The organism is Micromonospora pisi (assembly GCF_003633685.1).
GTDB classification, from domain to species: Bacteria; Actinomycetota; Actinomycetes; order Mycobacteriales; family Micromonosporaceae; genus Micromonospora_G; species Micromonospora_G pisi.
In genome coordinates this window covers 3,804,290-3,827,347 of the sequence record NZ_RBKT01000001.1, presented here as the reverse complement: position 1 = coordinate 3,827,347, position 23,058 = coordinate 3,804,290, and the positions used below count along the sequence as shown (strand labels likewise).

Sequence of the window (23,058 nt, the reverse complement as noted above, 5' to 3'; positions counted from 1 at the left end):
TTTCGACTAGCTCAGATCCGTACGCCGGTGGTGGCGTGGAAGGTGTGGTTCTTGCCGGTACGCGGCTTCACGTAGACGGTGTCGCCCATGTTCGGCATCGTGCGCCGGTCGGTCCGGACCACGAACCGCTCGGAGGTGCCGTTGATCGTGGCGGTGCCGTAGATGTTCGCGTCCGAGCCGAGGTCCTCGACCAGTTCGACGACGACCGGCAGGCCGCCCTCGGTCGGGCTGACCAGGTCGCAGTCCTCGGGGCGGAAGCCCACGGTGACGTTGCCGTTGCCGCCGTCGGCCTTGGCCGCCTCGACCTGCTCACGGGTGAGCGGGACGATCAGCTCGGCGAAGTTCGCGCCGTTTTCGGTCAGCGGGACGGTCTTGATGTTCATGGCCGGGGAGCCCATGAAGCCGGCGACGAAGACGTTCGACGGGGTGTCGTAGAGCGCCCGCGGGGTGTCGACCTGCTGGAGCACACCGTCGAGCATGACCGCCACCCGGTGACCCATGGTCATGGCCTCGACCTGGTCGTGGGTGACGTACACGGTGGTGATGCCGAGCTTGGCCTGCAGCGACGCGATCTGGGTACGGGTCTGCACGCGGAGCTTGGCGTCGAGGTTCGACAGCGGCTCGTCCATCAGGAAGACCTGCGGCTCGCGGACGATCGCCCGGCCCATCGCGACCCGCTGGCGCTGGCCACCGGAGAGCGCCTTCGGCTTGCGGCCGAGGTAGTCGTCGAGCTGGAGCAGCGCCGCCGCCTCCTTGACCCGACGGTCGATCTCCGCCTTCGAGGTCTTACGGAGCTTCAGCGCGAACGCCATGTTCTCGTAGACCGTCATGTGCGGGTAGAGCGCGTAGTTCTGGAACACCATCGCGATGTCCCGGGCCTTCGGCGGCAGGTGGGTGACGTCGCGGCTGTCGATGAAGATCGAGCCGTCGTCGACGTCCTCCAGGCCGGCGAGCATCCGGAGGCTGGTGGACTTACCGCAGCCGGAGGGGCCGACCAGGACGAGGAACTCGCCGTCGCCGATCTCCAGGTCGAGCTGGTTGACCGCGGGGCGTTCGGTACCCGCGTACACGCGGGTGGCCTTGGAATAGGTGACCGTAGCCATGGTGAAGCGCTTCCTTTCACCGGCAGGAACGTGCCGGACGATCCGAGTGAAGGAGCCACCGGTGCGGGGGCCGCGCCGGTCCGGACGACCCGCCGGGCGGCCACTGGGGGTGGTCGGCATGTCGTCCGTCACGCCACCGTAATCCGCTCTGCCCACCCTGCCAAGGTCAGAGACGTACGGAGAGATGCGAACGACTCACATTTCGGGCATTGGGGCACGCGGGGCCATCAATGGGCGGGGCGGAGTTGGCGAGTTTCCCGGCCTACGCCCGTGGCGTCGCTGGGATCACGAGCGCACTGGCTATGCTGACCCCCGGAACACTGCCCCTGTAGCTCAGCTGGCCAGAGCACCCGCCTTGTAAGCGGGATGTCGCCGGTTCGATCCCGGCCGGGGGCTCCAACACCGCCAGCAGGGGCCTCCCCGGCTGGCCCGTGCCCCGGACGGTCCGGGGCGGGATCGAGGGACGTTACCTGCCCCATACCTCGTCTTCGTCGCTGAGTCGGGTCAGCGCGGCGCGGAACTGGAGGTGGAGCGCGGAGGCGACCGGCACGGTGATCTCACCCTCCTCGGCATCGACGTAGACCACGACTTCCACGCCGGTGTCCTGGTACGCCTCGACCCCGGTGTCGCCCACCCGGGTCCAGATCCCGTGCGGGATCGTCTGCGTATCCATGGAACTTCCGCCAGTGGTCACCTCACCAACATAGGTCGGCTACGCCTGACCCGCTGCTGGATGCACGTGATCGGCTCCGCCGCCGATTTCGAGCGGGTCGGTACGCCGGATCAATCGGTAGCCTTTGGGGATGCATGACCTGCCGAAGGCCGAATTCGCCTTTCCTGGGCCACTGCGCGATCAGTTGGTCGCGGCCATCCTGAACGGTACGAAGACCTCGACCACCGGACTGGAAATCGACTACCAGCTCGAACAGGAACCACTGCCGGTTGCCGGGCAACGGAAGGTGGTGGTCGACTCGGCGGACCACCCCGTCGCGGTCATCGAACTCACCGACGTACGGGTCGTCCGGCTCGGTGACGTGGACCTGGCCCACGCCATCGACGAGGGTGAGGGGTTCACCTCCGTCGCCGACTGGCGGACCGGCCACGAGCAGTTCTGGCACAGTGCCGAATACCGCGACTTCCTGGGTGATCCGTCGTTCAGCGTCGACGACGACACTCGCGCGGTGGCGCAGCGTTTCAGGGTCGTGGAGCGGTTCTGACGTGGCCTACCACTACCTCACCTCGCCGACCCTGGCCCGGGTGCCGGACCTGCTCGACTTCGTCTCGGCCCGGACCGGCGAGCCGAGTCCGGGCACCAGCCACCGGCTCGCCACCTACTTCGTGCACAACAACGGTGACGACGCTTTCCTGCGGCACACGAACGTGGTCGCGCGCGCCCAGAGCGGGTTGTCGTCACGCCTGGTCCGCGAGGCCGACTACCTGACGGCGAGCGTACGCATTCCCATCTTCTCCGCCGCGTTTGTCGCGGCGATCGGGTCGGAACTCGAGCGGGACCTGGAGTTCCACCGCTGTGTGGTGCGCTGCCGGGACGAGGAGTTCGACGACTACTCGGTCGCCCGGGTGAGGACCGTGCTGCCGTTGATCGACGAGGCCCGGTCCCGGCAGCGCCCGTCGGCCGGTGGCGGCGCCCCGATCCTGGCCGAGCCCTTCTTCCGGGAGGAGTACGCCAACCAGTTCCTGATCGCCCGCGACGCCCGCTACCGGACCATGGTGTGCAGTCCACGCCTGGTGGAGCTGGTGCAGGCCCATCGACTGAAGGTCCGGTTCACCGCCACCAGCTGATCGTGCGCCTCAGTGGGCGAAGCCGTTGACGGCGAAGTCGTCGCGGTGCCGCCAGGACGCCTCGGTGCGGACGTGCTGTGGGCGTACCCATTTGGCGACCCGGCGGCCGAACTCGGCCTCCGGGATCGGCGCTGCCGTGCGCACGACGAAGCCCTCCGATCCGTCGGCGTCGCGCTGCCGCGACCAGGCCGCGCGGGCCGTGGCCAGGTCGGGGCCGCGATGGAGTACGGGCACGAGCGGCAGCTCCAGCAGGGCTGCCCACTCGACGGTCTCGTCCCAGCTCCGGAGCGTGTGCGTGGCGTCCCAGACCGCGAAGACCAGGAAGACACCGGGCAGATCGGTGTACGCCACACTGCGCCGGGCCCACACCGATTCGCCGCAGATCCGCCAGCCGTACGGGATCTCGTGTGCCACCCGCGCCCAGAGCGCTTTCGCCGGCCGGTCCCAGGGGTGCGTGCCGGAGTCGACCGAGCGGGCGTACATCAGGTCGCGGGTGAAGGTGACGTTTCCACCGTCCATCTTCTCCGTCACCACCAGTTCGCCGGTGAACCCGTCGAGGTCGGTGAGGATCCGGTCGTCGCTGGTCGCGCCGGGGGAGTCCGGCAGGTGGTGGGTACGCGGGTACTTGCGCGCCGGGGCTGGTTCCGGCTCGTTGCGCATCGGCAGATCGTGGCATACACGAGGGCAGGCGGGCAGCTCGATTATGAGAGTGATTCATGACTATATGCACCGAACGGGGGATAGCGGCGATTCGTCCATCGCTACCACACTGACCTGGTGGAACGCTCCCTGACGGCAGCCATGTTGGCCATCGGAGTGCTGCTCGGCCTGACGGCCGGGATCGCGTACGCCGTCGCCCGCCGCTCCTGGGCGGACTACCGCAAGACGAAGGCGAGCGTTCCCGGCATGCGCAAGGCGGCCTGGGCACTGATCCGGATCGCGGCGAGCAAGGGCGGCATCGTGCTGCTGCTCTGCGTCGCGGCGGCGAGCTGGGCCGCGACCAGCGACAACTGACGCCCGTACCGGCTGCCGGATTCGGCCGATACCACTGAGATAGCACCCATTCGATCCTCACTAGTATCTCGGCGTGATCATCATAAGACGGTCCATCGCGGTCCTGTTAGGACTGCTGGCCGCCCTTACGCCACTTGGTATTCCGCCGGCATCCGCCGACGAACCGACCTCCGAGCCGCCCAAAGTGGAGCTTGTGCTCGACGTGAGCGGATCGATGCGGGCCAACGACATCGACGGCCGCAGCCGGATCGCCGTCGCCCAGCAGGCGTTCCACGAGGTGGTGGACGCGCTACCCGACGAGACGCAGCTCGGCATCCGGGTCCTCGGCGCCACCTACCCCGGCGACGACAAGAAGATCGGCTGCCAGGACACCCAGCAGATCGTGCCGGTCGGCCCGGTCAACCGGGAACAGGCCAAGGCCGCCATCGCCGGGCTCCGACCCACCGGCTTCACCCCGGTCGGGCTCGCACTGCGCGGCGCGGCCCAGGACCTCGGCACCGGCGGAACCACCCGACGGATCGTGCTCATCACCGACGGCGAGGACACCTGCGCCCCGCCCGACCCGTGCGAGGTGGCCCGCGAACTCGCCGCCCAGGGCACCCACCTGGTCGTCGACACCCTCGGCCTGGCCCCCGACGAGAAGGTACGCAAGCAGCTCGTCTGCATCGCCTCCGCCACCGGCGGCACGTACACCTCGGCGAACAGCGTCGAGCAGCTCAGCGGCCGGATCCGGCAGTTGGTCGACCGGGCGAACGACACGTACACCGCGACCCCGGCACTGGTCACCGGCGCCGGTGAGTGTGGCAACGCGCCGATCCTGGCCCCCGGCGTCTACTCCGACCGGGAGAAGTTCCAGGAGCACCGCTACTACCGGATCCCGGTCCGGGCCGACCAGGAACTGCGCGCCTCGGTGAGCGTGGCCCTCGACCGCCCGCTCAACCGTGACTACGGCGTCCTGCTGCGCGCCACCGCAACCGACGGCCGCGAACTCGTACGCGGAACGGACGCCGGCAGTGGCCGTACGGACGTCCTCTCCACCGGCCTGCGCTGGTCAGCCTCGGAGCCGGACGAGCCGACCGAGGAGCCCAGCGAGGAACCGGCCGAGGGCACCACCCTGGTCGTACCGACGCCCACCGTCTGCCTGGTGGTCGGCAACTCCTTCTCCGGCCAGAACACCTCCGCCCAGGTCCCCGGCATGCCGGTCGAGCTGACCATCGACGTGGTCGACTTCTCGCCCGCGCCGAGCAGCCCGGGGCTGGGCCGGGGCTGGGTCCTGCTGTTGCTGCTGACCGTCGCCGGCCTGCTCACCGGTCTGGTCACCGGCTGGTTGACCCGCTGGTGGGTCGCCACCTGGAGGGAGAACTGATGGACCGGAACCAGACTCCGACGGCCACGGCGGGTACGACCGTCGCCCTGCGCCTCGGTGCGACGACGCTCGCCGTCGCCGCCGGCCTGCTGCTCCCGGCCGGCGTGGCGGCAGCCGCACCGGCGTCACCACTGCCGACCCCCTCACCCGGCGCGGTCACGGTCACCAAGGCCGGCACCTCGTTCCTCACCGCCACCGGGATCGCCGCCGGTCAACCGGTCAACGTCGCCGCCTCCACCGGCGACTACCTCTACTGGTCGTTCGCGGCCGAAGCCGGTCAGACCAACGACGTCGCGATCAACGTGACGTTGCCACCGTCGGCCGACCGGCACGGACCGTCGACCTGGACCGTCGACGTCTTCGACGGGCTGCGCCGCCGGCAGGCGTGCACCGCCGGCGCCCAGACCCCGACGGTCGCGGCGACCGAGAGCACGGTGCCGCTCAACTGCACCCTGCGTCAGGTCCGTTCGTGGGCCGAACCGTGGTCCGGAGACCCGCTGCCCGGTACCTACTACGTCCGGCTGGCCACAAGTGACCTGCCGGAACAGGACCTGGGCCTGCCGATCCAGGTGGGCCTGGTGGTCGGCGCGGTGGACGACGACAACATCACCCCGGAGGACGGCGACCTCAGGACGCCGCTCGTACCGGCGGTGAAGCCCGGAGCGATCCTGCCCGAGGGTGGTGCCGCGCCGACGCCGGGCGCCAGCGCCAGTCCGGATCCCGCCGCCCAGGCCGCGAACGACGACGAGGGCTTCTTCTTCGGCTGGTTCGACGGCTGGTTCGACGGCTTCTCGTCCCGGTGGATCTGGACCTCGGCCGGCGGCGTGCTGGCCGCGGTTGCCGGGGTGGTCGGCTTCGCCCTGACCCGTCGTCCCCGCCGACCGGTGGTCCGCTAGGTGTTAGGAAGGGCCCCTAGTACAACGGAATCCGATAACAAGGGGCCCTTCCTTACGCTCGGGGTCGGTCACGGCTCCTGACGGAAGAAACCGCCGCCGCCGTACTTGCGGTGGGCGGCCTGCTTGGAGACACCGAGCGCCTCGGCGATCTGTGCCCAGGACGCGCCGGCCACCCGGGCCCGGCGGACCAGCACCGCCTCCATCCGCTCCACCCCACGGCGCAACTCGGCCGCGGCCCGCAGACTCTCCAACGGTTCCGGTCCCGCACTGAGCCTGAGCAGCTCCTGGAGCGGTTCATCCGGCACGCCGTCAATATACGCTGACGGACCGTACCCCGGCCGATTCTCGTCGGCGGGTGGGCAGCGGAAGGAGAGTACGGTGACCGCCCCCGCGGACGACACCACCACCGATCGACGTGCCCCCGGATACCTGCGCGGACTGGATCCGGTCGCGGACCACCACCGGATCTACCGCCACCTGGTGATGCGCGAGTTCTGGCCCGAGGCGCGGGTCGGCCTGAACCTCGCCTTCTACCGCACGTACGCGGTGCCGTCGATCGCCCGGCTGCTGCTCGCCACCGGTGAGCTGACCGGCCGCCCCGTCAAGCGCGCCTACGACACCGGCGCCATCATGTACGAACTGATTGCCAACGGCATCGACCACCCGCGTGGACAGCGCGTCCTGACCATGCTGAACCGGATGCACCGGGTCCACGGCATCAGCGACCCCGAGTACCGGTACGTGCTCGGCACGCTGGTGTTCGTACCGGGTCGCTGGATCGACCGGTTCGGCCCGCGCACCCTGACCCGGGCGGAGCACGAGGCGACCTTCCAGTTCTACCGGCGGGTCGGTGCCGCGATGCGCATCCCGGAGATCCCGCCGACCCTTGCCGCGTTCGAGGCCGAGTTCGACGAGTTCGAACGGGTCAACTTCGGCTTCGACCCGGCCGCCAGCACCCTGATCCTGGCCACCAAGGACCTGATGGCGCAGCGGCTTCCCGCCGCCCTGCGCAACGTCGGATGGGCCCGCCGGGCCATGGCCGCCGCCACCGACACCATGCTCGACCCGCCGGTCCGCGCCGCCCTCGGCGTCCCCGAACCGTCCCGGGCCGTGGAGGTCGCCGTGCACGGCCTGCTGCGGCTGCGGGGACGGCTGCGGCGCTTCGCCACCATCCCCGACCGTGACCTCTGGATCCCCGGCCAGCCCAACGCGGCCTACCCCGACGGCTACACGCTCGACCAACTCGGACCCGACCGACCGGCGCCGGACCGGCGGCACGGGTCGGCGGGCGGCGCCGGCCGGACCCGGGGCGCGGACCGGTAGACCCCGCCCGGGGCGGGACCGGTCGGCCCGCGCCCCGGGAGAGGAGGCCGGCGGGACCCCGAATCCCCGCCGGCCGGTCAGAGGTGGAACGGTCAGAGGCGTACCAGCGTTGCCCAGCCCGGGACCACCGGCTCGTACCGCAGCGGCATGCCCGCCTCGGCCGGCGTACGGTCGCCCTTGCGCTGGTTGCACGGGTAGCAGGCGGCGACGGTGTTCTTCCAGGTGTTCCGTCCGCCCCGGGAGCGGGGAAGGACGTGGTCGATGGTGCTCGCCCGCCCGTCGCAGTACGCACACCGGTGACCGTCCCGGACGTGCACCCCCGAGCGGGACCAGGCCGGGCCGGAGCTGAACCGCCAGCGGGTGACGACGTACCGCAGCAGCCGGACCACCCGGGGCATCGGGAAGACTCCGATCCGCCGGTCCGGCTCGGCCTCGTGGATCTCGGCGACCCGGCGGCAGAGCATCCGGATCGCGTGCTGGACACTGACTTTGTGTAGTGGGCCGAGGTCGGCGTTGATGACGAGCACCGCGTCCACCGGGTCCTCCTTCCGATTTCGGAAATCAAACAGGTACGACCCGCGCAGCGCTGATCGACCGACGACTACTTCGGGCTGCGGGGCGACCGAAACAAAAAGCCGCCCGTTTCCCTGTCTGCTGGGGGCGGGCGGCGCGGCTCATGTCGTTTTCGACGTCAGCCGCGAAGCCTGCTCAGCTCGTGTTCCGTACGCCAACACGCCAACCGGTCGGCGCCAGCCGCAACGGAGGTGAGCGGTCGGAACCGCCGCACCGCACCATTGCCGTACGCCTTCATGGCTGACCCCTCGATCGGGTGGATAACCTGACGCGCTAAACGGTAATTGTGTCCACCCGTGACCGCCAACGGATTTGATCAGTTCCCGTCAGGAGGGGGACCCGTTCCGTCCGGCAGTGCCTCCGATCAGCGGCGGGCGAGCAGGCCGCGTGGGCGTACGGACCAGATCGGCTCGGGTGCGGTGCCGTACCGGCGCAGGATCTGGTTCGCGGCCAGGAGGCCGGTGACCGCGGCCCGCTCCATCAGCGCGCTCGGCACGTCGCAGTCCCCTCCGGTGCCGGCCCGGATCCCGTCACCGGCGAGGAAGAGCCCCACGGCGTCGGTGACCACCGTCGGCCGGTCACCGTGCCCTCCGGGACGGAACGAGGGCGCCTGCCGCTCCACCCGGGCCCGCAGCTCGACCACCGGCAGCCTCGCCACCTCCGGCCAGAGATCGGCCAGTTCGGCGCGCATCCGCTCGGCCAGCTCGGTCGCCGGCAGATCCGGCGTGCAGGCGTACGCGTGCAGTTCCAGCACCGACCCGCCGGTCTCCCCGGCCCAGCGTCGCGCCCCGGCCTCCAGCCGGTGGTAGAGCGTCACCGAGTCGAGCGTCGGTTGCCGGGACACCCCGCTGAACACCGCCCGGTCCGGGGCCACGTCCCCGGCCAGCCAGTAGCGCGCCACCGCGTACGGCGGCCCGGGTTCCAAGGTGGCGACCTGACCGGCCAGCCGGGGCGCCTCGGCGGCGAGCTCCGGCGCGGCGGCGAGCAACGTACGCAGAGCCGGCGGGTCGACCGCCAGCAGCAGGGACTGGGCACGGTGTTCCGCACCCCCGACGGTGACCCGCCAGCCGCCGCCCGCGCCGGCAGCACGGCCGATCCCGGTCACCGGCACACCGGTCGACACCTCGCCACCACGCCGCCGCAGGTACCGGGCGAGGGGACGCCAGATGGCCGAGTCGTAGTCCCGCTCCGGTGCGTCGAAGCCCAGCCCTTCCGGGTTACCCAGCAGATAGAAGTGGAAGTTCGCCACCAGCTCCGCCGCCGACATGTCGTGCGCGTGGTTGAAGAACGAGTGCGCGAAGACCTCGAAGAGCATCGCCCGCGCCCGGTCCGGCAGTCGCAGCGAATCAAGCAGCTCCTGCGCGGTGACCCGGTCCAGGTCCAGGTAGGTGCGCTTCGGGTGGTACGCCAGCAGCGGCAGCGCCGCCTCCCCGTCCATCGTGCGCAGATCCCGCAGTCGCAGGCTGGGGCTGCGGGTGAGCAGAGCCAGCAGATTCAGCGGCGGTGTGCGGGGCAGGTGGGCGAACTCCTCCGTCGGCCAGTCCGCGGAGAGGACCGGATAACCGTCCACCGGTCGCAGCAGCCCGAGCGCCGGGTCGATTCGACGCAGGATGGACCGCCAGTTGTAGTACTGCCGGAAGAAGGCGTGGAAGCCGTGGTCGACGTACTGCTCGGTGCCGTCGGCGAGCGTTTCCGGCCAGGAGGAGAGCCGTCCACCGAGCGTCGGTCGGGCCTCCAGCACGGTCACCCGTACCCCCCGCTCGGCGAGCACCACGGCGGCGCAGATGCCGGCGATTCCGCCACCGACGACCAGCGCGTCGACCCCGTCCGGTACGCGCGACGTACCGCCCGCGCCGCCCTCGGGGTCGACCCGGACCGGCCGCCCACCCGGCAGCCGCCCCATCAGCCCCATAAACCCCATCCTCCGCTCCCGGGGTAAGGAAGGGCCCCTTCTTATCGTTTTTTGTATAGGAAGGGGCCCTTCCTAACCCGGGGGTGGGGTGGGTGGAGGGCAGGCGGGTGGGCGGTCGGAGGGGGGCCAGACGTAGGGGAGGTCGGGCGGGAGGTCGCCGAAGATGGGGCGGTAGAAGTCCGGATCCTTGCGCAGCAGCGACACCCGGTGGCTCAGGTGCAGGTCCTCCTGACCCAGCCAGGGTGGCAGGTCCCCGGCGGCGGCCAGTTCGGGCTGGGTGCGTACCTGGTCGGTGCCGCAGGCGGCGGTGAAGTCGACGACGAGGGTGGTCGCCACGGTGTCGCCCCGACCGGTGGCGGACCAGACGTCGCAGACGTCCAAGCCGTACCGGACCAGCGCCTCCTCGTACCCGGCCCACATCTTGACCGCCGGGTGGTGCCGCCAGCCGTACCGGGGCCAGGTCAACGCGCGCAGCACCTGGAGCGCCTCCACCCGCTGCTTGCCCAGCCGGCGCGGATCGAGCGCCCGGGCGGTCGCCCGGAAATCCGGGTACGGGAGGAAGGTCTGCATCCCATCGCACTACCCGCGAGGGGTGTCCGCATGCGCGCGGCGCCACGGAGCTTGTGGATCATCAGTGGGCGGCGAACGGTGATCGTGGTGACTACGATCCGGGCATGGCGGATCAGTGGCGTAACCGGGCCCGACGCGCGGTCGAGACCCGGCTCCGCGACGGGCTACGGACCAACGAGAACCGCCCCCACTACGTTGTCTGTGGCCAGAACGACCTGGTCGTACACCTGGTCAACGCACTGCTCGCCGAGTCCGTACGGGTGACCGTGATCGTCCCGGCGCACCGCCGGCCGGAGGGCCCGGACATCCGCGCGACCCGTGGCATCCGGGTGGTCGTGGCCGAGCGGCTGGACGAGGAGACCTTCCGGTCGGCCGGACTGGTCGGCGCGGACGGCCTCGCCCTGATGCACCAGGACGATGTCGGCAACATCCACGCGGCGCTCTGCGCCCAGGCGGTCGAGCCCCGGCTCCGGCTGGTGCTGCGGATGTTCAACACCGGGCTCGGCAACAGCGTACGGCCGCTTTTCGCGGACTGCGCGGTCCTCTCCGACGCCTCGATGGCCGCACCGACCTTCGTCGCGGCGGCGCTCGGCGAGCCGACACCGACCCACTTCCGGTTCCGTGGCCGCACCCTTGTGGTGGCCCGACGCAAGGACGTACGCCCGGAGCATGTGGTGTGCGGCCTCGCCGACACCGACGACGCCCGCCACGTGCGTCTGCTCCCCTCGGACCAGACGACGGCGGACCTGGTGCTGGCCGAGGCGACCGGTCAGCCACCCGGCACCGAGGTCGCGGCCCGGCGGATCATCCGCGCCCGCCGCCGCAAGCAGCGTCCGAGCGCCGCGATCTGGCGAGCGGTACGCTCCTTCGCCACCCGCAAGATCGGCATGGCCACCCTCGCGGTGGTCGCGGTGGTTGTCATCTTCGGCTCACTGCTCGCCCACCCGGAGGACGGGGTCTCGGTCTGGCAGGCGGTCTACGTCGCCCTGGTGACCACCATCAGCGGCGCCGACCCGGACCCGGCGAAGGCGGCGTCGGAGCAGGTCATGCAGGTGGTGTTGAACCTGGCCGGGCTGGCGCTGATTCCGTTGATCACCGCCGCGGTGGTGGACGGCATGGTGAACGCCCGGCTCGCGCTGGACGACGGCCGGCTGCGCAGCCCGCGCAACGGGCACGTGGTGGTGATCGGGCTCGGCAACGTCGGCACCCGGGTGATGGCGCAGCTGCACGACCTCGGCATCGAGGTGGTCGCGATCGACAAGGACCCGCAGGCGCGCGGGGCGTCGCTCGCCCGCCGGCTGAACGTCCCGTTGATCGTCGGCGACGGTGCCCGGGAGGAGAACCTGGAGGCCGCGTCGGTCGCCACCTGTCAGGCCCTGGTGGTGGTCTCCACCGACGACGTGACCAACCTCCAGGCCGCGCTGAACGGCCGCGCGATCAAGAACGATCTGCGGGTGGTGCTGCGCCTCTACGACGGTGACTTCGCCGACCGGATCCAGAACTCGTTCAACATGAACATCTCCCGGAGCGTGTCCTACCTGGCCGCGCCGTCGTTCGCCGCCGCACTGCTCAACCGCCAGGTGATCGCGACCATCCCGATCGACCGGCACGCCCTGCTGGTCGCCGAGGTGCCGGTCGCGGCCGGGTCGTCGCTGGTCGGCCGGGCACTCGCCGAGGTGGACCAGGCCACCGGCGTACGGGTGATCGGGCTGACCCCGGCCGGACAGCCGATCCTGAACTGGTCCCCGGCGCCCGCACAGCGGCTGGCGGTGGGGGACCAGCTCGTGGTGGTGGTACGCCGGGCGGCGCTCAGTGCCCTGCTCAAACAGGCGAGCCCACCGCAGGCCGACCCGGAACCACAGGTGTTGCCGACCCAGGCACGTTTCCCGACGGCCGGTCCCGGTTGACGGACGGGCCGTCGGCCGTCTCAGGCGGACGGCGTGTTGAGGGCTTCGGGGGAGTCGACGACGAGTCGTACGAGGCGCTCGGCGAGGTCTTCGTCGAGGGGTGATCCGATCATGAGTCGGCGGTACAGCAGGGTGCCGGCCCACAGGTCCTGGACCAGTTCGGTGTCGAGACCGGCGGGCAGGTCGCCGCGCTGGATGCCCCGGCGCAGCGCGACCGCGATGTTCTCGCGCTTACGGTGCAGGAACGCCTCCCGAAAGCGGGCCATCAGTTCCGGGTTGGGGAGAAGGCCGGCGGCGAGCGAGGGCAACGCCGCCGCGAGATCCTCGTTGGCGTAGTTGTCGATCGTCATGTCGACGGCCCGGCGCAGTTCGGCGCGGGTGTCGCCGAGGTCGGGGATCTCCTCGCTGCGGAAGATGTCGGCGAGCGCGTCGGCGAGAAGTGCCTCCTTGCTCGTCCACCAGCGGTAGATGGTCGACTTGCCGACGCCCGCAGCCGCCGCGACCGCCTCGATGGTGAGGGCCGAGTAGCCCTGGCTGGCCAGTACGTCCCGCGCCGCGCTCAGGATCTTAGGGGCGGAGCGCGGGCCGGCCGTCGAGTCCGAGGTGAACGACAGCTCCATGACCGGAACGATACGTACCGTTTCACTTGTCGGTCAAGGTATAACTGATCCGCTCCGTCTCCCACCCGTCGCAACCGGTACGGAGGTCAACTCCGGGGTTGCGCCGGTTCCACCGGATTCTGCGCGGCCTGGATCGGTACGCCGAGCACGGCCTGCTCGTCCGGCCGGTGCACCAGCACATCGGCCATGAACGACTGCACCGCCGGGGCCAGCCCGACGTCCCGTCCGGCCTCCTCGGAGAGCCGCCACCGGTGCTCGATGATCTGCACGAACAGCTCGGCCGGCTCCAGTTTGCGGCGCAGGTGGGCCGGAACGGCCCGGACGACGGGTTCGAAGACCTCGGTGAGCCAGCGGTGCGCGGACTGCTGCTCGTCCGACAGGTCGCTCTCGGCGCGGTAGGTGTCCAGGTCGTTGAGGAGTCGCCGGGCCTGGTTCTCCTCGGCGTCGAGTCCGGTCAGTCGGAGCAGTCGCCGGCTGTGGTAACCCGCGTCGACGACCTTGGGGCGTACCAGGTAACGGCCGTTGTCCACAAGGGACATGGCGACCTCGGCGACGTCGAAGCCCATCTCGTTGAGCCGCCGGATCCGGCCCTCGATGTCGTGCCGGTCGTCCCGCTCCACCTGCTGCTCGTACGTGATCTCGTGCCAGAGCCGCTCGTAGCGTTCCACCACCTGGTCGGCGACCTGCTCCGGGTCGATCGCCTCGTGCAGCAGTCCGGCGGCCTGGAGGTCGAGCGCCTCACCGAAGATGTTCACCCGGGCGATCTCGATGTCCTCGCTGCGCTGCCCGTTGGAGAGCTGGTTGCGCAGTGCCCCGGTCTCCGCGTCGACCAGGTAGGCGGCGAACGCCCCGGCATCGCGCCGGAAGAGCGTGTTCGACAGCGAGCAGTCGCCCCAGAAGAAACCGGTCAGATGCATCCGTACGATCAGCGCGGCGAGCGCGTCGAGCAGCCGGGTCATCGTCTCCGGGCGCAGCGTGTGCGAGAAGAGTGCCCGGTACGGCAGCGAGAACTGTAGATGCTTCGTGATCAGTACGGGGTCCAGCGGTTCCCCGTTGTCGTCCTGTCGGTCGGCGACGATCGCCACCGCCTGCACCGACGGGAAGTCGATCCGTTCCAGTGCGCGGAGCAGGTCGTACTCCCGCTCGGCGACCCGTTCGCCGGTCTCCTTGACCGCGTACACGGTGTTGGCAAGACGTACGAAACGTACGATATGCCGGGAAATGCCCTGCGGGAGTGCCACCAAATGGTCAGCCGGCCACTCCTCCAGCGGCTTCGACCACGGTAGATCGAGCAGCGCCGGGTCGACGAGGGCCGAGGTGATGCGCACGGGGACAAGCATGCCGGCTCCGGCCCCCACAACGCTCCCCACCGTGGCCCGTCACACACCCGCCCCGGCGCACCGCGTGGATCCTGTGCAGAGGTCGGGGGGACAGTGTGCGCGCAACGGGGCATCGGGACAGGGCACGGTAGCTTGGGCGGGTGCGAGAGAGCGGACAGGGAACCGGGACGGTACGGCGCAGCGGGCTACGGCTGCGTCCGGTGTACCCCGGCGGCTGGTGGCTCGACCTCCTCCTGCTCGCCGGACTGGCCGGGCTCACCCTCGCCCTGGCCAACGGCCACCTCTACGGCATCGACCAGGCCGTACGCGAATGGTCCGACAACAACCGCCCCGACTTCGCCTACTGGATCGCCCGGGTCTTCAACTTCCTCGGCCAGGGCGGCTGGCTGCTCACCCCGGTCGCCGCGATCCTGGGCATCCTCACCGCCCTGCGATCCCGCTCGATCCGGCCGCTGCTGGTGGTGGCCGCCGCCTACGCGGCGACGTACCTCACCATCGGGCCACTCAAGATCTGGACCGACCGGGCCGCGCCCACCTCGAAGCTGCCGCCGGAAGAGTCGGTGAAGATCTTCAACAGCCAGCTGCCGGCGGGCGAATACAGCATGTCCTACCCGTCCGGGCACGTCGCGAACGCGATCATCTGGTACGGCGCGATCGCCCTGCTCCTGGTCGCCTTCCTGCGTACGCTGGGCCGCCCGCACCCGCCGGCGGCCCTGGCCCGGGTCATCCGGATCGCGCCTCCGCTGATCGTCTTCTGCACCACCACCTACCTCAGCTGGCACTGGATCACCGACAGCGTCGCCGGCATCCTGCTCGGCCTCTTCGTCGACCGGCTGCTCACCCGGATCCCCTGGGACGACCTGCCGCTCCCGGCCCTGCGCGGTGGGCTCGACCGACCCGGAGTGTTCACCTCCGCCCCCTAGTCTGCGGCTCGTGCAACGACAACAGCCGGCCGCAGCCGCCCCCCTTGACCGGCGCCTCGGCGTACGCGACGCGGTGATCATCGGGCTCGGCTCGATGCTCGGCGCGGGCGTCTTCGTGGTCTTCGCCCCGGCGACCGCCGCCGCCGGCAGCGGCATCGGACTCCTGACCGCGCTCGCCGTCGCCGGTCTTGTCGGCTACTGCAACGCGAACAGCTCGGCCCGGCTCGCCGCCCGCTACCCCGAATCCGGCGGCACCTACGTCTACGGACGGGAGCGGCTCGGCGACTTCGCCGGCTTTCTCGCCGGCTGGAGCTTCGTCGCCGGCAAGACGGCGAGCTGCGCCGCGATGGCGCTCACCATCGGCGCGTACCTCTGGCCCGGCCACGCCCGGCTGGTCGCCGTGGTCGCCGTCGTCGCGGTGACCGCGGTCAACCTCGGCGGCATCAGCAAGACCGCCCGCGTCACCCGCTGGCTGGTCGCGGCGACCCTGGCGGTGCTCGCGGCGGTCACGGTCATCGGGCTGGTCACCGGGTCCGCCGATCCGGCCCGGCTCGTCGACCGTGCCGGCATCAGCGGGTACGGCGTACTCGGCGCCGCCGGCCTGCTCTTCTTCGCCTTCGCCGGCTACGCCCGGATCGCCACCCTCGGCGAGGAGGTACGCGACCCGGAGCGCACCATCCCACGCGCGGTGCCGCTCGCGCTCGGGCTGGTCCTGCTGGTCTACCTCACGCTCGCCATGGTCAGCCTCTCCGTGCTCGGCGCCGACCGGCTCGCCGACTCGTCCGCGCCCCTGGCCGACGTGGTCACCGCCGCCGGACTGCCCGGCCTCGCCTGGCTGGTACGCGTCGGCGCGGCGGTCGCCGTCACCGGCGTACTGCTGGCCCTGGTCGCCGGAGTCGGCCGTACGGCGCTGGCCATGGCCCGGCGCCGTGACCTGCCCGGTGCGCTCGCCGCCGTACATCCCCGCCGACGGGTGCCGCACCGGGCGGAGCTGCTGGTGGCGGGGCTGGTGATCATCCTGGTCAGCCTCGGTGACCTGACCACCGCGATCGGCTTCTCCAGTTGCACCGTGCTGGTCTACTACGCGATCACCAACGCGGCGGCGCTCACCCTGGGTCCCGATCCCGCCCGACGGCTGCCCGTACGCCTGATCGCCCTGCTCGGCCTGGTCGGCTGCCTCACCCTCGCCGCGACCCTCCCTCTGCCCAGCGTCCTGGCCGCCCTGATCGTCCTGATCGTGGGCACCCTCACCCGCACCCTCCTCCGCCCCAAATCCCCCGCGATCTAGGGCTGATCGTCGTGCGTTGATCTCCAGCAGTGCTGATTTGCCCTAGATCGCGGAGGGGGTGGGGAGGGGAGGGGGGTGGGGGTGGGGTTAGGGGAGCCAGGTGCCGGCGCGCATGACGCGGAGGACCTGAAGGTTCTCGTCCAGTTCCACCAGGTCGGCGCGGAGGCCCGGGATGAGGGCACCGAGGTGGTCACCGAGGCCGATGGCGCGGGCCGGGGTGGTGGAGGCCATCCGGGTCGCGTCCGGCATACCGATGCCGACGCTGACCGCCCGACGCAGGGCGGCGTCCATGGTCAGGGTGCTGCCGGCGATCGCGCCGTCGCGGCTGAGCCGGGCCTCCCGGTTGGTGACCGTGACCGCCTGACCACCGAGCTCGTACTCGCCGTCGGGCATACCGGCGGCGGCCATCGCGTCGGTGACCAGCGCGGACCGGTCCGCGCCACCGACCGTGGCGGCGAAATTCAGCGTGCCGTCATGCAGGTGAACCCCGTCGGCGACCAGTTCACAGACCACACCGGCCGCGCCGAGCAGCGCGAAGACCGGGCCGGGTTCGCGGTGGTGCGGCGCACGCATGCCGTTGAAGAGGTGGGTCGCGACGGTCGCCCCGGCCTTGATCCCGGCCATCGTCTGGTCGTACGTGGCGTCGCTGTGGCCGATCGCGGCGACGATGCCACGGGAGACGAGTAGCCGGATCACCTCCAGCGCCCCCGGCCGCTCCGGGGCGATGGTGACCATGCGCAGAGCGCCGTCACCGACCTCGATCAGCTTGCCCAGTTCGTCCAGGGACGGGTCGCGGAGGAACTCCGGGTTCTGTGCCCCGCACCGCGCCTCCGACAGGTACGGACCCTCGTAGTGCACACCGGCGAGCACCCCCTCCTTGACCAGCGGGGCGAACGCGGCGGTGGCGTCGTGCATCAACTCGTACGGGGAGCTGACCAGGCTGGCCAGCAGGGTGGTGCTGCCGTGGGAGAGGTGGAACCGCGCGGCCGCCCGCGCCGCGTCGGCGTCGCCGGTGGTGAAGCTGTGCCCGCCGCCGCCGTGGCTGTGGATGTCGACGAACCCGGGCACGATCCAGTTTCCGTCCCGGATCGACGGATACTCCGCGACCGCGGTGATCCGCTCGCCGCTGATCTCCACGCAGCCCTGCCGGATGATCCCGGTCGGGGTTACCACCTTGCCAGTCACGCGGTCGGTCACGAGGGCTCTCTCCAGCCTGTCAGGGGATGTGGGCGGCGCTGCCGGTTTCGAGGTCGCCGATGGTGTCCAGGGCGAGCAGTGCGGCGCCGAGGCAGCCGGCCTCGTCGCCGAGCGCGGCCGGCACCAGTCGGGGTTCGCGGTGGAAGGTGAGTCGGGCGCGCAGCGCCGTACGCAGCGGCACGAGCAGGTCGTCGCCGGCCTCGGCCAGACCGCCGCCGACCACCACCACCGCCGGGTCGTAGAGCGCCTGGGCGATCAGCAGCCCGTCCGCCAGTGCGTCGACGGTCTCCTGCCAGATCCGGACGGCCAGTTCCTCGCCGCCCGCCGCCCGGCGGACCACCTCGGCGGCACTGACCCGGTCCCCGGTGCTGCCGGAGCCGGCGAGTGCGGTGTAGCGGCGGCCGACGGCGGCGGCCGAGGCGATCGCCTCCAGGCAGCCGACCTGACCGCAGCCGCACTTCGGCCCGTCCGGGCGTACGACGATGTGGCCGAGTTCGCCGGCCGCGCCGTGGGCGCCGACGAAGGCCGTACCGTCGATGGTGAGCGCGGCGGCGATGCCGGTGCCGATGGCTGTGAAGAGGACGTACCGGTCGCCCCGGCCGGCGCCGAGCCGTGCCTCCGCAATGCCGCCGACGCGTACGTCGTGGCCGAGCGCCGAGGGCAGCCCGAGCCGTTCGCTGACCAGGTCCCGTAGCGGTACGTCACGGAAGCCGAGGTTCGCCGACCAGACCGCCACCCCGGCCGCCTGGTCCACCACTCCGGGCACCGCGATGCCGACCGCCACCGGGGCGAGGCCGTCGGCGCGCGCCCGGCCGGCCAGGCCCTCGGCGACGGTGAGGATGGTCTCGACCACCGCCGCCGGTCCCCGGTCGGCGCCGGTCGGGTGGCGTTCGCTGTGGTGGGTGGAGCCGTCCGGCCGGACCAGGGCGGACTTGATGCCGGTCCCGCCGACGTCGAGCGCGATCACCACGGAGGGGTGGGCGGGCTCGGTCGACGGGGCCGTCGGGAGAACGTCCGTCACGCGAGCACCACGGAGCGGGTCAGGTTTCGTGGCGCGTCCGGGTCGAGGCCACGGCTGGTGGCCAGGGCCACCGCGAAGCGCTGGGCCAGGATGAGGTCGGCCATCGGGTCGAGCGGGGTACGCCCGGCGGCCCAGTCGCCGAGCACGGTGTGGGTGCCGTTGGTGCGGCTGTGCACGAAGGCGGCGCCGGTGCAGGCGATCTCCTCGGCCAGCCCGTCCGGGATCTCGCCGAACGCCCAGACCATCCGTCCGGGGCCGGCGATCGCGACCGGGCCGTGCCGGTAGTCCATCGCCGGGTACGCCTCGGACCAGAAGGTGGCCGCCTCCCGGCACTTCAGCGCGGCCTCCTGGGCGAGCCCGATGGTCCAGCCCCGGCCGAGGAAGGTGGCCTGTTCGATCAGGCCCGGGTCGACCGGGAGCGGGGCCCGTACGGCGACTTCCGCGTCGGCGGCCAGTGCGGTGAGGTTCTCGCCGAGGTGGGCGCGGAGCAGCGCCAGGGCGCTGGTGGCGAAGCGGGTCTGCACCACCGAGCGTTCGTCGGCGAAGGGGAGTCGTACGTCGGCGTCGGCGAGGCCGACCGCGGGTGAGTCCGGGTCGCCGACGATGACCGTGGTCGCGGTCCGGCCCCGTACGGCGGCGAGCAGGTCGAGGACCTCGGTGGTGGTGCCGGACCGGGTGATCGCGATGATCCGGTCGTAGTGTCGCCCGGTCGGGAACTCGGACGCCTGGAACGCGTCGGTTTCGCCGTGGCCGGCGCGTTCGCGCAGGCCGGCGTAGGCCATGCCGATGAACCAGGAGGTACCGCAGCCGATCACGGCCACCCGCTCACCGGGTCGGGGCAGTGCCTCGGCCGACGGGTCGGCGAGTGCGGCTGCCTGCAGCCAACAGTCGGGTTGGCTGGTGATTTCCGCGTCGACGTACGCCATCAGGGCTCCTCGGGTGACGAGAATTGCTGCGCGATACCGTTCGTTCCGACCGTCTTTCGCGCGTTATTCTGCTCGAAACATGTTCGACCTGGCAACTAAATGTGGCTTCGCGCAGAGCCGTTCTTTGCGCGACCGCAGTTTCGCGCACTAGTGTGCACGCAATCAATCACCGTACGTGCATGGAGGCCTCGCGGTGGACCGGTACGCGAGATGGAACGCCCTGCTTGAGCTGCTGACCGAGAGCGGCCGGGTCAGTGTGGAGGATGCCGCCGCGCGGCTGGACGTCTCGCAGGCCACCATCCGCCGCGACTTCGACCAACTCGCCCAGCAGCAGATGATCAACCGGACCCGGGGTGGCGCGGTCGCCAACGGGGTCTCGTACGACCTGCCGTTGCGGTACAAGACGGCGAAGCACTCGGCCGAGAAGCAGCGGATCGGTACCGCCGCCGCCGCGCTGGTCGCGCCCGGCATGGTGGTCGGCCTCAACGGCGGCACCACGACCACCGAGGTCGCCCGCGCGCTCGCCGTCCGACCGGACCTCAACACCAGTGCGGACGGTGCACAGTTGACCGTGGTCACCAACGCGCTGAACATCGCCAACGAACTGCTGGTCCGCTCCCGGATGAAGGTGGTGGTGGCCGGTGGTGTGGTCCGGCCGCAGTCGTTCGAGCTGGTCGGACCGCTCGGCGGGGCGTTGTTGCGCGAGGTGACCCTGGATGTGGCGTTGCTCGGGGTGGACGCGATCGACGTACAGCTCGGCGCGGCAGCCCACCACGAGGGCGAGGCGTCGATGAACAATCTGATGGTGGCTCGCGCCAAGCGCGTGGTGATCATCGCGGATTCGTCCAAGCTGGGTGGTCACGCCTTCGCCCGGATCTGCCCGGTGGAACGGGTGGAAACACTGGTAACCGACTCCGGGGCCGATCCGGCGATCGTCGACGGGTTCCGGCAGGCCGGGGTGCACGTCATCACCGCCTGATGGTTTTCGCTGGCCTGGTGCGCGGCAAGTTGTGGGCAAATGATGAGTTTCGGATACTTACAGCAGGTTTGCCTGGTATACCGAGCAGAATGGGCGAGCCCTAACCGTGGCACGGGAGGTCGGCGTTGACGGCCGTACTGGAGATCGAAGGTCTACGAAAGACCTACCGGAGTAGACGCCGAGGCGTACGGCACGCCCTCGACGGTTTCGACATGCTGGTCGAGCAGGGGCAGGTGCACGGCTTCCTCGGCCCCAACGGCTCGGGCAAGACCACCACCCTGCGTACGCTGCTCGGCCTGATCAAGCCCAACGGCGGCCGGATGGCGCTCCTCGGCCGTGAGGTGCCGGCCGCCCTGCCCGAGGTCGCCGGTGCCGTCGGCGCGATCGTGGAGAGCCCACAGTTCTTCCCCCACTTCACCGCCCAGGACACCCTCTCCCTGCTGGCCGGCGCCGGCGGGGTGCCCCAGCAGCGGGTCGCCGAGGTACTCGAACTCGTCGGCCTGCGGGACCGGGCCGGGGACCGGGTCAAGTCGTACTCGCTCGGCATGAAACAGCGGCTCGCGGTCGCCTCCGCGCTGCTCAAGAATCCGCGACTGCTGATCCTGGACGAGCCGGCGAACGGCCTCGATCCCGGCGGCATCCGGGAGATGCGGGCGCTGATGCGCAACCTGGCCGAGTCCGGCATGACCGTGGTCCTCTCCAGCCACATCCTCGGCGAGGTCCAGCTCATCTGTGACTCGGTCACCATCATCTCGCTCGGCCGGCGGGTCGCCGCCGGACCGGTCGCCCAGGTCCTCGCCCAGCACGCCGGCAACGGCCTGCGGGTACGCCTGGAGGCCGCCACCGACCTGCCGCTTGCCGCCGAGGCGCTGAGCCGGGCCGGTGCCGAGATCACCACCAACGACGACCACCTGATGGTGTACGGCGTCGAGCAGCCGGCCTGGGTCAGCCGCACCCTCGCCGCCCAGAACCTGTACGTGAGCGAACTGGCTCCGGTCACCGCCGACCTGGAGAGTGTCTTCCTGGACCTGACCGCCACCGCACCGGTGCCGGGCCAACACCGCCAGGTCGACGAGTCCGCCCTGGTCGGCGGCTCCGACCCGCAGGCGAACGGATCCGGCGGCACACCGGGGAGCTGGGGAGCATGAACCTCTACACGACAGAGCTGCGCCGCATCTTCAAGCGCCGGCTCACCAGGATCATGCTCGTCCTGCTCGTCCTCGGGCTCGGTGGCATCGCCGTCGCCTTCACCGTGAACAGCCACAAGGTCGGACCGGCCCAGGTCGCCGCCGCCGAGGCCAGGGCCGAGGCGGAGTACCAGCAGCAGGTGAAGTACCACGAGGAGTCCGTACGCGGCTGTGAGGCGGCCAAGGCGGTCGGGGCGGGCACGGACCGGTACCCGCCGGACTGCGGACGGGAGTGGGCCCCGACCCGGGAGAACTTCCAGGCGGAGTGGTTCATGCCGTACCAGTTCGACTTCCGCGCAGAGTTCGGCGTCTTCATCTCCATCTTCGCCGGCATCCTGGCGCTCTTCGGCTTCGTCGTCGGGGCGTCCTACATCGGCGCCGAGTGGCACAGCGGTGGGATGACGAACCTCCTGCTCTGGCGCCCGAAACGGCTGACCGTGCTCTTCACCAAGCTGGGCGCGCTGCTCACCACCCTCCTCGGCCTCAGCCTGGTGCTCGGTGCACTGTGGACAGCGGCGTTCTGGTTGATCGGCCGCTTCGACGGGGTGACCGGCAAACTGACCCAGGGGGTCTGGCAGTCGTTCGCGCTCTCCGGACTCCGCGCGGTCGGCCTGGTGCTGGCGGTCGGCGCGATCGCCTTCGGCCTGGCCTCGCTGGGGCGGCACACCGCGATGGCCCTCGGTGTCGCGGTCGGGGTCGCCGTGGTCAGCGAGATCGGCATACGGACCGTGATGGCGATCATCGGCACCCCGTTCGGTGACCGGTACGTCCTCTCCTCCTACGCGCTGGCCTGGTTCGAGAAGGAGTGGAAGCTCTTCGACTACAACGCCTGCAACTTCCAGCAGGGGGAGTGCACTCCGGGGGAACTCGTCCTCACCTGGCAGGACTCGGGACTGGTCTTCGGCGTCGGTACGGCGATCGTGCTCGCCGCCGCGATCTGGGCGATGCGCAGCCGCGACGTCACCTGACCGGTCCGACCTGACCTGACCGTCACCACCCGGTCGATCCCACACCGGGTGGTGACGGTGACCTCCCGTGGCGGCTGATGCGCTCGCGGCCAGGCGCGATTAGGCTGGTGGAGCCGTACGGCGGGTGCGGTTTCGCGAGGTCGGT

At 70.8% G+C, this 23,058-nt stretch carries 24 protein-coding genes and 1 tRNA gene; 13 read left to right on the top strand and 12 right to left on the bottom strand.

The window, feature by feature from the left end:
* Positions 1-11: 11 nt before the first annotated feature.
* On the bottom strand, positions 12-1,103 hold the full coding sequence (locus tag BDK92_RS16070; RefSeq protein WP_121162225.1) for an ABC transporter ATP-binding protein: 1,092 nt from the start codon (positions 1,101-1,103) through the stop codon (positions 12-14).
* Positions 1,104-1,425: 322 nt separating this feature from the next.
* On the opposite strand from BDK92_RS16070, the gene BDK92_RS16065 reads away from it, so the two are divergent.
* Positions 1,426-1,502 (top strand) — tRNA-Thr (locus BDK92_RS16065).
* Between the two features lie 67 nt (positions 1,503-1,569).
* On the opposite strand, the gene BDK92_RS16060 is transcribed toward BDK92_RS16065, so the two are convergent.
* Positions 1,570-1,776, bottom strand: a complete 207-nt coding sequence (locus BDK92_RS16060) for a hypothetical protein (RefSeq protein WP_121157450.1) — start codon at positions 1,774-1,776, stop codon at positions 1,570-1,572.
* Between the two features lie 130 nt (positions 1,777-1,906).
* On the opposite strand from BDK92_RS16060, the gene BDK92_RS16055 reads away from it, so the two are divergent.
* Together BDK92_RS16055 and BDK92_RS16050 are read left to right on the top strand one after the other, a co-directional pair.
* The gene (locus tag BDK92_RS16055) at positions 1,907-2,320 is read left to right on the top strand and encodes an ASCH domain-containing protein (protein ID WP_121157449.1); all 414 of its coding nucleotides are present in this window, start codon (positions 1,907-1,909) and stop codon (positions 2,318-2,320) included.
* Position 2,321: 1 nt separating this feature from the next.
* Positions 2,322-2,903, top strand: a complete 582-nt coding sequence (locus BDK92_RS16050; RefSeq protein WP_121157448.1) for a hypothetical protein — start codon at positions 2,322-2,324, stop codon at positions 2,901-2,903.
* Between the two features lie 9 nt (positions 2,904-2,912).
* Here the strand turns inward: BDK92_RS16050 and BDK92_RS16045 are convergent, their stop codons facing one another.
* The gene (locus BDK92_RS16045; protein ID WP_121157447.1) at positions 2,913-3,563 is read right to left on the bottom strand and encodes an RNA ligase family protein; all 651 of its coding nucleotides are present in this window, start codon (positions 3,561-3,563) and stop codon (positions 2,913-2,915) included.
* A 117-nt stretch (positions 3,564-3,680) separates the two neighbouring features.
* Between BDK92_RS16045 and BDK92_RS16040 the strand changes: the two genes are divergently transcribed.
* From BDK92_RS16040 to BDK92_RS16030, 3 genes are all read left to right on the top strand, one after another.
* A complete protein-coding gene (locus BDK92_RS16040; protein WP_147457018.1) occupies positions 3,681-3,917 on the top strand; it encodes a hypothetical protein in 237 nt (78 codons plus the stop codon).
* A 73-nt stretch (positions 3,918-3,990) separates the two neighbouring features.
* Complete coding sequence (locus tag BDK92_RS16035) at positions 3,991-5,283, top strand: VWA domain-containing protein (RefSeq protein ID WP_121157445.1); 1,293 nt, start codon at positions 3,991-3,993, stop codon at positions 5,281-5,283.
* Positions 5,283-6,179: a peptidase gene (locus BDK92_RS16030; RefSeq protein WP_211349245.1), complete on the top strand. Its 897-nt coding sequence runs from the start codon at positions 5,283-5,285 to the stop codon at positions 6,177-6,179. The genes BDK92_RS16035 and BDK92_RS16030 overlap by 1 nt, the downstream gene beginning before the upstream one ends.
* Positions 6,180-6,247: 68 nt before the next feature.
* Here the strand turns inward: BDK92_RS16030 and BDK92_RS16025 are convergent, their stop codons facing one another.
* Complete coding sequence (locus BDK92_RS16025) at positions 6,248-6,484, bottom strand: hypothetical protein (RefSeq protein WP_121157444.1); 237 nt, start codon at positions 6,482-6,484, stop codon at positions 6,248-6,250.
* A 73-nt stretch (positions 6,485-6,557) separates the two neighbouring features.
* On the opposite strand from BDK92_RS16025, the gene BDK92_RS16020 reads away from it, so the two are divergent.
* Positions 6,558-7,502 carry an oxygenase MpaB family protein gene (locus tag BDK92_RS16020; protein ID WP_121157443.1) on the top strand — a complete coding sequence of 315 codons (945 nt, stop codon included), beginning with the start codon at positions 6,558-6,560 and terminating at the stop codon, positions 7,500-7,502.
* 92 nt (positions 7,503-7,594) lie between these two features.
* Here BDK92_RS16020 and BDK92_RS16015 read toward each other — a convergent pair whose 3' ends face one another.
* The 3 genes from BDK92_RS16015 to BDK92_RS16005 all read right to left on the bottom strand — a co-directional run bounded on the left by BDK92_RS16015 (position 7,595) and on the right by BDK92_RS16005 (position 10,557).
* On the bottom strand, positions 7,595-8,038 hold the full coding sequence (locus tag BDK92_RS16015; RefSeq protein ID WP_121157442.1) for an HNH endonuclease: 444 nt from the start codon (positions 8,036-8,038) through the stop codon (positions 7,595-7,597).
* Positions 8,039-8,439: 401 nt separating this feature from the next.
* Positions 8,440-9,996 (bottom strand): FAD-dependent oxidoreductase, encoded by a 1,557-nt coding sequence (locus tag BDK92_RS16010; protein ID WP_121157441.1) that lies wholly within the window; start codon positions 9,994-9,996, stop codon positions 8,440-8,442.
* A 63-nt stretch (positions 9,997-10,059) separates the two neighbouring features.
* A complete protein-coding gene (locus BDK92_RS16005; RefSeq protein ID WP_121157440.1) occupies positions 10,060-10,557 on the bottom strand; it encodes an MSMEG_6728 family protein in 498 nt (165 codons plus the stop codon).
* 104 nt (positions 10,558-10,661) lie between these two features.
* On the opposite strand from BDK92_RS16005, the gene BDK92_RS16000 reads away from it, so the two are divergent.
* On the top strand, positions 10,662-12,464 hold the full coding sequence (locus BDK92_RS16000) for an NAD-binding protein (RefSeq protein WP_121157439.1): 1,803 nt from the start codon (positions 10,662-10,664) through the stop codon (positions 12,462-12,464).
* Positions 12,465-12,484: 20 nt separating this feature from the next.
* Here the strand turns inward: BDK92_RS16000 and BDK92_RS15995 are convergent, their stop codons facing one another.
* Both BDK92_RS15995 and BDK92_RS15990 read right to left on the bottom strand, forming a co-directional pair.
* Positions 12,485-13,084 (bottom strand): TetR/AcrR family transcriptional regulator, encoded by a 600-nt coding sequence (locus BDK92_RS15995; RefSeq protein WP_121157438.1) that lies wholly within the window; start codon positions 13,082-13,084, stop codon positions 12,485-12,487.
* Between the two features lie 86 nt (positions 13,085-13,170).
* Complete coding sequence (locus BDK92_RS15990; protein ID WP_425462237.1) at positions 13,171-14,412, bottom strand: DUF4032 domain-containing protein; 1,242 nt, start codon at positions 14,410-14,412, stop codon at positions 13,171-13,173.
* A gap of 152 nt (positions 14,413-14,564) precedes the next feature.
* On the opposite strand from BDK92_RS15990, the gene BDK92_RS15985 reads away from it, so the two are divergent.
* Positions 14,565-15,347, top strand: coding sequence for a phosphatase PAP2 family protein (locus BDK92_RS15985; protein WP_121157436.1), 783 nt, complete (start codon positions 14,565-14,567; stop codon positions 15,345-15,347).
* Positions 15,348-15,357: 10 nt separating this feature from the next.
* Positions 15,358-16,635 (top strand): APC family permease, encoded by a 1,278-nt coding sequence (locus BDK92_RS15980; protein ID WP_281278620.1) that lies wholly within the window; start codon positions 15,358-15,360, stop codon positions 16,633-16,635.
* An 87-nt stretch (positions 16,636-16,722) separates the two neighbouring features.
* On the opposite strand, the gene nagA is transcribed toward BDK92_RS15980, so the two are convergent.
* From nagA to BDK92_RS15965, 3 genes are read right to left on the bottom strand one after another with little or no spacing between them, the layout of a single operon-like run.
* Entirely contained in the window at positions 16,723-17,832 is a 1,110-nt protein-coding gene (gene nagA / locus BDK92_RS15975) for an N-acetylglucosamine-6-phosphate deacetylase (protein WP_121157434.1), read from the bottom strand.
* A gap of 19 nt (positions 17,833-17,851) precedes the next feature.
* Complete coding sequence (locus tag BDK92_RS15970) at positions 17,852-18,853, bottom strand: ROK family protein (RefSeq protein ID WP_170208595.1); 1,002 nt, start codon at positions 18,851-18,853, stop codon at positions 17,852-17,854.
* The gene (locus BDK92_RS15965; protein WP_121157433.1) at positions 18,850-19,779 is read right to left on the bottom strand and encodes an SIS domain-containing protein; all 930 of its coding nucleotides are present in this window, start codon (positions 19,777-19,779) and stop codon (positions 18,850-18,852) included. Before BDK92_RS15965 ends, BDK92_RS15970 begins: the two co-directional genes overlap by 4 nt.
* Positions 19,780-19,972: 193 nt before the next feature.
* Here BDK92_RS15965 and BDK92_RS15960 point away from each other — a divergent pair, with 193 nt between their 5' ends.
* From BDK92_RS15960 to BDK92_RS15950, 3 genes are all read left to right on the top strand, one after another.
* Positions 19,973-20,758 (top strand): DeoR/GlpR family DNA-binding transcription regulator, encoded by a 786-nt coding sequence (locus BDK92_RS15960; RefSeq protein WP_121157432.1) that lies wholly within the window; start codon positions 19,973-19,975, stop codon positions 20,756-20,758.
* Positions 20,759-20,883: 125 nt separating this feature from the next.
* Complete coding sequence (locus BDK92_RS15955) at positions 20,884-21,906, top strand: ATP-binding cassette domain-containing protein (RefSeq protein WP_121157431.1); 1,023 nt, start codon at positions 20,884-20,886, stop codon at positions 21,904-21,906.
* Positions 21,903-22,913, top strand: coding sequence for an ABC transporter permease subunit (locus BDK92_RS15950; protein WP_121157430.1), 1,011 nt, complete (start codon positions 21,903-21,905; stop codon positions 22,911-22,913). Before BDK92_RS15955 ends, BDK92_RS15950 begins: the two co-directional genes overlap by 4 nt.
* Positions 22,914-23,058: the final 145 nt, after the last annotated feature.